General features: G+C 60.7%; 2 protein-coding genes. Both read left to right on the top strand.

The genetic code is table 11. From position 1 onward, the window contains the following. On the top strand, positions 1–449 hold a 449-nt coding region (locus tag QZY03_RS13580; RefSeq protein ID WP_295581867.1), incomplete at its 5' end, for a response regulator. Between the two features lie 245 nt (positions 450–694). Further along, entirely contained in the window at positions 695–1,810 is a 1,116-nt protein-coding gene (locus tag QZY03_RS13575; RefSeq protein WP_295581865.1) for a hybrid sensor histidine kinase/response regulator, read from the top strand. Positions 1,811–1,866 lie beyond the last annotated feature (56 nt).

Genomic DNA, 1,866 nt, shown 5'->3' with positions numbered 1-1,866 from the left:
GCGTGACCCGGAGTCCCCATCCAATGGAAAAAAAGATACTGCTGGTTGACGATGACAAAGACCTCCTGCGTGACCTGGACCTGGTCCTCACCGCGCATGGCTATCAGGTACAGCAGGCCCATTCCGCGACCGCGGGCCTGCGGGCCGCGCTCGCCTACCGCCCGGACGTCATCATTCTCGATGTGATGATGGAAAAAGATACCGCCGGATTTGAATTCGTGTACCAGTTGCGCAGCGAGCGCGATGCCTCACGCTATAAGGAGATCCGGGACACACCGGTCATCTTCCTGACCGCGATCCATCAGGCGACCAACTTTCGCTTCTCGCTCAACGAGCAGGCGAGCTTCCTGCCGCCGACGCATGCGATGCTGACCAAGCCGGTACAGATTGAGGTGCTGTTGGCTAAGTTGAATGAATTGCACGACGTAACGAGTCAGAAGCAGAGTTAGGAACGAATGCAATCATTGTCGTTGTCGGCCTTGATCATCGTTCCGGCTAGACCTTCCGCGGAGGCCCGATGGTGGAAATCTGATCCACAGATGTCACAGATGTCACAGATGTCACAGATGAATACTGATGTTTTTCTTTATCTGTGAACATCTGTGACATCTGTGGAAAAATCCGAGTGGTCGCTGGGGCCGGAACGGCGATTGTGGCCCTCGCGGGTATCATCACCTTATTCGGAAACTGACGCATGGCCGACCCGATTCACCTCCTGCTGCTCGATCACGATCTCAGCATCCGTCGGCGTTACGCGTCAATCCTGGAGGAGGAGGGCTGCGTGTGCGAATTCGCACTCAGCGGTCAGGAGGCGCTGTGGCGTCTGGGTCAGCCGGGCATCAATGGTGTCATCGCCAATTCCACGGCCCCCGGAATGGCGGCCCTGGACCTGGCCGGCGCGCCCGGTCAGTCCCCCTGCTTGTTGCTCTTCTCCCTGACGCCGGACAGCGAGGGACCACGGGAGCCGTGTCGCCCCGCCAGTTGTCTGTGGCTGCGCCAGCCGGTCATCGACAAGCAATTGCGCATCGCCTTGGGCATGGTCTTCGACACCGTGGACAAGATTACGGATCGGCCGCATCTCGACGAGGCGGCGATTCTGGCGCATGAGTTCAGAAGCCCGCTGGCCAGCCTGCGGACGACGGCGGAAACGCTGCGCAAGGGCTATTACGGCGAACTGTCGGCGCCCCAGCAAACGGCGGTGGAAAGCATCGAGCGCAACAGCGGCTATCTGCAGGACACCATCAACTGCGTCGGCCACATGTACCAGCTTGAGAACAAGCCAGTCACCGGCGTGAAAGAGGTCGTCGATCTGCTGTCCGAGGTGGTCGAGCCGATTCTTGATCGCCCGGAGTACCGCGACAACGGCAAAGGCATGCGGCTGACCCTGCACGCCCCCGAACCCTTGCGGGTCGTCGGGAATTGGGGGCTTTTGCGCATCGTGCTCAAGAACCTGATCAACAACGCCATCAAGTACGGCTACCAGGACACCGACATTCAGATCAGGGTCGAGCAGTCCGGCCGCCAGGCGATGCTGTGCGTCCGCAACGCGGGCATCGGCATTCCCGCCGCCGACCTGGGGCGGCTGTTCCAACGCTTCGGCCGGCTGCGGCTGCCGGGCAGCGAGGGCATCAAAGGCTCCGGCCTCGGCCTCTACCTTTGCCGCCGGATCGTCGAATTGTTTGACGGTTCCATCGTGGTGCAGTCGGAGCCGGGTCAGTATGCCGAGTTCAGAGTGTTCCTGAATCGGGCGCGATCATCGTCGAAGCGGCCCCGCCGGTGTATAGCCGTCGGCCGTGATAACCGGACGTAGGGGCTGGTTTCAAACCCGCCCCCACATCAAAGGTCTGTCTGGATGTACGATGAGCG

The organism is uncultured Lamprocystis sp. (assembly GCF_903933125.1).
Classification (GTDB): domain Bacteria; phylum Pseudomonadota; class Gammaproteobacteria; order Chromatiales; family Chromatiaceae; genus Thiodictyon.
The sequence above is the reverse complement of the archived record's forward strand: the minus strand, read 5'-3'. Positions and strand labels throughout refer to the sequence as shown.

What these genes read in the sequence shown, in the direction of transcription:
- QZY03_RS13575 (WP_295581865.1), top strand. Translation starts at nt 695, where the DNA reads ATGGCCGACCCGATTCACCTCCTGCTGCTCGATCACGATCTCAGCATC.